The following is a 5,781-nucleotide window of genomic DNA, read 5'->3' as shown; positions in this document are numbered from 1 at the left end:
ACAGATATTGAGTCAGAGACTCAATGAATGCATTCCCAGTCGGAGACTGGGAACGAGGAAATAGCTTATCAAACTAGGTTTTTAGGACTTGTGGTGTGTACACCGTAGCTGGGGAGCAGGGGGAAAATTCCTCTCCTCTGCACCCTTCCCCCTGCCCCTCTGCCTCTTGCCAATGCCCCATGCCCAATGCCCAATCCCTTGCAATGGATTTGTGATGTTAGCCTAGAAATTGATATCCCAGCAGAATGGTTGCGTAGAAGTTTCCACTGCCTTTGAAATTTTTCTTAACATTCATTTTATGTCTTCTTCCAATCCCAAATCTTCCGACAAAGGCTTTGTCTACCGCGAATTTGGCAACGATAACTCCGCGGCCATAGAAAGACCAATTCCAGAACTGCCCCCACAACAACAAAATCTGAAAGTACAAGCTTCCCGCAAAGGACGCAAAGGGAAAACCGTCACAGTAATTAGTGGTTTTCAAGTCAAACCGGAAACTTTGGCAGATTTGGTAAAGCAGTTGAAAACCCAGTGCGGCACAGGTGGGACAGTTAAAGATAACGAAATTGAAATTCAGGGCGAACACAAGCAGAAAATTTTCGATATTTTGACCAAGCTAGGTTACAAAGCCAAAATCAGCGGTGGCTAATGTTAAGTACGGTTTACCGCATCTAAATCATGACCTAGATTAACAGAGAGAATGTTATCTTTGAGAGGTACAAACATGCTTGAAAAGTGATGAATAACTTCACCAACAAGCTGTCTTTTGTGAGATTAATAGGAGGTTTAAATGGATTTAGTTCGGATTTTGTGTGCCATTTTCGTGCCGCCTTTGGGAGTTTTTTTACAAGTAGGCTTTGGTGTAGACTTTTGGATTAATATACTTTTGACGCTTTTTGGTTACATTCCTGGAATTATTCATGCAGTGTGGATAATTGCTAAGAAATAATTCTTTGCAGGGTAGGTTGGAGGCTCTGCATCCAGTGATAAATTGAGTCAGGGCCTCAATGAGTACATTTCCATACAGAGGATGGAAAGAAGGTAAATAAATTACCTGCTTTGTATTTATAAGTTTTATTAAACAAAAATCTATAATAATCTCAAGCGTATTGGTTCAGGTTTTATCTGGCGGTAAATACCGAATTAGCTCTCATTTTTTAACATAGCATAAAGTCTAAACTCCAAAAGCAAGGGGCAGATGTGTAATTGCCATTGCACAGTTGAGACATTCAAATCTTTGATCAACCCAGTGCTTATATCTAGTACCCAACCATGCACCATAGGCGCTTTTCGCTCATGGAGTACCTGACGCATGATAGAAGTTTGGTAAAGATTTTTCACTTGCGCCACAACATTTATTTCCGCCAAACGATTGAGACGTTCTTCTCTTGTTGGCAAGGTATCAATTTCTTCTTGTTTCTGCAAATACAGTTCCCGAATCGGATTTACCCAGTTATCAAGAATTCCGATGGTTCTGCCTTCTAAAGCCGCCTTAATTCCTCCGCAATCGTAGTGACCACAAACGATAATGTGTTCCACTTTAAGATGTAAAACTGCGTATTCTAAAACGGCTAAAAAGTTTATATCCGTTAGAGAAACTTGATTGGCAATATTACGATGTACAAATAATTCTCCTGGTTCTGTACGGGTAAATCTTGTTAATGCCAGACGACTATCAGAACACCCAATGTATAGAAAAGGTGGTGTTTGTCCATTAGATAATTCTTCAAAGTAAGTTGGATCTATAGCTAGCTTTTCGGCAACCCAAGCCTGATTATTTCTGAGTAGTTCGTTAATGCTGTTATATTTCATCTTTCGTTAAATTCGAGAGAGAATCTCATCAATATTTTAACTGATCTACAATTTCTTCTAAATCAAGATGAATTTTTCCAGAGCTAAAATCTTCTAAGGATGATATTTTTTCTACAGCATTAAGATAATTATTGTATAAATTGTCAAAGGCTAAGTTAGTAGTTAGAGAAACAATAACTATGTATAAATTGAGTGAACTAGCTCAATAAAGTAAAATCTATATCAACTAAACTTTAAGCGTTAAGACTGCCGATTTTAAATACTAATTTAGTATTTATATATATTTTTACAAAGTAGAGAAATTTCTGTAAATAGAGTCTATATAGAGGATTTTAAATCACACCCCAAACCGTGCCTTTGGGTCAAGTAAATTTGGTGGAAATTTTGAGTACTTACCCCTTCAATATACAGAGACATTTTCTGATAATGGTAATATAACTTAACGAAAGATGCCAAATTTGAAGTTGAGATATTAAGTTATCAGCTTCAATCGGGGGCAACGACTTTGCTATCGTTATGGTGGTTGATCGACCAACGGTGATCAATAGTTACAGAGGAAAACTCACAAATTTCTTCTAGTCGCTTTTGCTGCACAGCAGCTTTACGGAGAGTAATAATTAGCTGATTCACCTGATGCCTTAAATCTGGATTATCATTGACTGCTAACATAGTTTGTCTTTCTAAAAGTTGAAGTATAAGTTCGTAGTGAATAGGCGAAGGTAGAGGAATTTGCTCCATGAAGTTAAATTTTGATTTCATATTTGGGATTTTGTATTAATGAGAGTTTGTCTCTTATTAATGAATTGTTACATAATAAATAACTAGTTGCTTATGGCTTGGATTTGATTAGCAATGAAGATTTGACAAAGATATTGATGATACTTGATGGCAAAGTGCTGCGTGTCTACGCATAGTGTGCCCAATTGCTGAACTATTGTGTACAGTTAGTTGCCCTGCGCCCCTTATTTAGCGCAGGAGAGGTGTAATTTTTCAGAAATTCCTCGGTAATATACGGGCGATCGCAGCGCCGGGATTTGGTTGTTTTACCAAAGATTCTCCAATGAGTACAGCAGATGCACCTGCTGTAAGCACCAAACTCAAATCTTCTGGGTTGTGTAGTCCTGATTCGCTGACAACAAGGATGTTTTTCTCTTGCAATTGGCTACCTCTTGCAGCCAAAAGTTGGCAAGTGGTTTGCAGGTCAACAGAGAAATCTTCCAAATTGCGATTATTGATTCCTATCAAGGAAACCCCATCTAAGGCTAACACACGGTCAAGTTCTGCCAAACTATGGACTTCAATCAAGGCTGCCATTTTTAGATTGTTAGCAATTTTGAGGAAGTATTTCAAATCTTGATCGCTGAGAATAGCTGCAATCAACAAAATGGCATCTGCACCCTGAACTCGCGCCAAGTATATCTGGTAAGCGTAAACGATAAATTCTTTGCACAGTATGGGCAAATCTACGGCTGCCCGAACCTTTGCTAAGTTATCAAAACTACCTTGAAAGAACTTGACATCCGTTAGCACAGAAAGACAACTAGCACCACCTTGCTGATAAGATTGGGCGATCGCAACTGGGTCAAAATCTTCTCGTAAAACGCCTTTGCTAGGTGAAGCTTTTTTGACTTCGGCAATCAATGCTGGATTAGTCTTACCTTGGCGCAAGGCGGCGACAAAATCACGGGTTGGCGGCGCAGTAAGTACTTGCTTCAGCAATTGCTGCAAAGGAACCTTTTCCCGCATTTGGTCATACTCTACTTCTTTCTGCCAGACAATTTCCTCCAAAATGTGCTTTGGCGCGGCATCAGGCACGACAGCCTGATAACGCAATATAGATACATCAATAGCTGGGTTAGGTGAACGGCGGCGAATTTGCATAATTAGTCATTAGTCATTGGTCATTGGTCATTGATCATTAGTCAGTGGTCATTTGTCCTTGTTTATTAGCAAAGGACAAATGACAAAGGACAAATGACTAAATGGCTCGTTTATAAGCTTCGTCCAGGACTTCTGAGAGTGTCGGGTGGGCGTGAACTAGATGTGCGAGGCTTTGGACAGATTGACGGTTTGCGATCGCAGCTGATGCTTCATGAATTAAGTCTGAGGCGTGCAGTCCAAAAATGTGGACTCCTAAGACTTCTCCGGTATCTTTGCGATATATCACCTTGGCAATACCGTCGGCTTCATTTTCTGCCAACGCTTTGGAATTCCCTTTGAAGTAACTCCGACTTGTGGCAATTTCAAACCCTTCGGTTTGTCCCAACTCCTTAGCTGCGGTTTCTGTTAAGCCCACATAGCTAACTTCTGGGTGGGTAAATGCTGCTGCGGGGATGCTGCGATAGTCTACTATTCTTTCCCTCCCAACTATATTTTCTACTGCGATGATGCCTTGAGCAGAAGCCGCATGTGCTAACATCATCTTCCCATTCGCGTCGCCAATTGCCCACAGATGCGGCACTACTTCACCAGATGACAGAACGGCCATGCGATCGTCAACGGGGATAAAGTTCCGCCGATCAACTTCTACACCCACAGACTCTAAACCTAGATTTTTGGTCGCTGGGATGCGTCCCGTAGCCACCAAGCAAGCATCTACTTCGATGACATCTACATCTTCTTTGGTTTTGAAATCTGCTAACTCAATTACCACAGGTGAACCAGGAGTGACTTTTTTGGCGTATATCCCCACTTTCGTTTCAATATCGCGAGGAGTAATCAGCACCCGTTCAGCAAGTTTGGCAATATCGCGGTCAAATCCTGGCATTAACTGATCTAGGGCTTCAATCAAAGTGATTTCACAACCCAAAGCTGAGTAAATATCAGAAAATTCTAAGCCGATGTAACCACTACCAATAATCGCCACCCAATCTGGTAACGACTCTAACTTGACACCTTGATCGCTGGTAAAGACGGTTTTGCCGTCTACTTCAATTCCTGGAGGCACAAAAGGAATTGAACCGGGGGAAAGAATGATGTCTTTGGCTGTGATGGTTTTTTCACCACCGTCTCCGGTGACAGAGACTTTTTGTGCCCCAGCAATTTTTCCCCAACCCCTGATGATATCGACTCCTAGACGTTTGAGGCTGTTGGTTAAGTCGCCTTGAATTTTCGAGACGAGATTACCAGCATGGTTAGCGATCGCTTGGCGATCAAATTCCACGCTTCCAACTTGAATTCCCAACGACTTGAGGTGGTGGGCATCACGTAACTCCCGCACACGTCCAGATGCCGCCAGCAACGCTTTAGAAGGAATACAGCCCCGATTAACACAGGTTCCTCCCATATCAGCAGCTTCAATAATCGCTGTTTTCAGACCGCAACTCACGGCGTGTAAGGCTGCGCCATGTCCGCCTACACCAGCGCCGATAATTACTAAATCGTAATCAAATTCTTGACTCACGTTAGTTTCCCCGTGTGCTTCGCCTATTTATTCTCAACTTGACCGACAATCAGCGCAACCCCTTTAACAGTTATCAGTTATCAAGGAAGGCAGGAGGCAGAGGGCAGGAGGCAGGAGGTAGAAACTCTTTATATCTGATTTTGAGTCCTGCATTTTGTACCTTACTTATTTGCAAACTGCTGTATCAGTCAACACTGGAAACTGGTAACTGATTTAGATCCCCTACCATACGCCTGAATAACTATTTACTGATTTAACGTTCGGGTTTTGCTAACTTAGATTATGATTCAATCACTTCTGGCGAAAAGATGGATGTTTTCAGTAATTATAGTCAAATCTAGATACTTATTTTTTTAGACTCCAAAGGGACTGGGGACTGGGGACTAGGGACTAGGAAATAATATTCAAAATACGGCGTTGCTGAATCAAGGGATGATTCTTGTAGGGTGGGCGACACGAGTGCCCTGAAATACAAGGGACGGGGAAGATGCCACTGGTGTCAACTTAACGCGAAACCGCACGTCTGCCAGCACGTCCGCCAGGGATTAGTAAATCCCTGTCTCATAGCT

General features: G+C 41.8%; 6 protein-coding genes. 2 read left to right on the top strand and 4 right to left on the bottom strand.

The features are described from left to right. Positions 1-298 precede the first annotated feature (298 nt). Together RRG12_RS21985 and RRG12_RS21980 are read left to right on the top strand one after the other, a co-directional pair. On the top strand, positions 299-646 hold the full coding sequence (locus tag RRG12_RS21985; protein ID WP_420760710.1) for a translation initiation factor: 348 nt from the start codon (positions 299-301) through the stop codon (positions 644-646). A gap of 141 nt (positions 647-787) precedes the next feature. Then, positions 788-946, top strand: coding sequence for a YqaE/Pmp3 family membrane protein (locus RRG12_RS21980; protein WP_069072139.1), 159 nt, complete (start codon positions 788-790; stop codon positions 944-946). A gap of 194 nt (positions 947-1,140) precedes the next feature. Here the strand turns inward: RRG12_RS21980 and RRG12_RS21975 are convergent, their stop codons facing one another. From RRG12_RS21975 to lpdA, 4 genes are all read right to left on the bottom strand, one after another. Beyond that, positions 1,141-1,809 (bottom strand): carbonic anhydrase, encoded by a 669-nt coding sequence (locus RRG12_RS21975; RefSeq protein ID WP_420760709.1) that lies wholly within the window; start codon positions 1,807-1,809, stop codon positions 1,141-1,143. 486 nt (positions 1,810-2,295) lie between these two features. Next, the gene (locus tag RRG12_RS21970; protein WP_069072137.1) at positions 2,296-2,547 is read right to left on the bottom strand and encodes a DUF5340 domain-containing protein; all 252 of its coding nucleotides are present in this window, start codon (positions 2,545-2,547) and stop codon (positions 2,296-2,298) included. Between the two features lie 252 nt (positions 2,548-2,799). Continuing rightward, positions 2,800-3,690 (bottom strand): indole-3-glycerol phosphate synthase TrpC, encoded by an 891-nt coding sequence (gene trpC / locus RRG12_RS21965; RefSeq protein WP_420760708.1) that lies wholly within the window; start codon positions 3,688-3,690, stop codon positions 2,800-2,802. Positions 3,691-3,787: 97 nt separating this feature from the next. Continuing rightward, positions 3,788-5,212 (bottom strand): dihydrolipoyl dehydrogenase, encoded by a 1,425-nt coding sequence (gene lpdA, locus RRG12_RS21960; RefSeq protein WP_181928382.1) that lies wholly within the window; start codon positions 5,210-5,212, stop codon positions 3,788-3,790. Positions 5,213-5,781: the final 569 nt, after the last annotated feature.

The sequence above is a fragment of the Nostoc sp. CALU 546 genome (genome assembly GCF_048836525.1).
Note: the sequence above shows the minus strand (reverse complement) of the source record. Positions and strands in the feature narration are given on the sequence as shown.

Coding starts and splice junctions, on each gene's coding strand:
- RRG12_RS21980 (WP_069072139.1), top strand. CDS start 788: ATGGATTTAGTTCGGATTTTGTGTGCCATTTTCGTGCCGCCTTTGGGA.
- RRG12_RS21985 (WP_420760710.1), top strand. CDS start 299: ATGTCTTCTTCCAATCCCAAATCTTCCGACAAAGGCTTTGTCTACCGC.
- RRG12_RS21975 (WP_420760709.1), bottom strand. CDS start 1,809: ATGAAATATAACAGCATTAACGAACTACTCAGAAATAATCAGGCTTGG.
- RRG12_RS21970 (WP_069072137.1), bottom strand. CDS start 2,547: ATGGAGCAAATTCCTCTACCTTCGCCTATTCACTACGAACTTATACTT.
- trpC (WP_420760708.1), bottom strand. CDS start 3,690: ATGCAAATTCGCCGCCGTTCACCTAACCCAGCTATTGATGTATCTATA.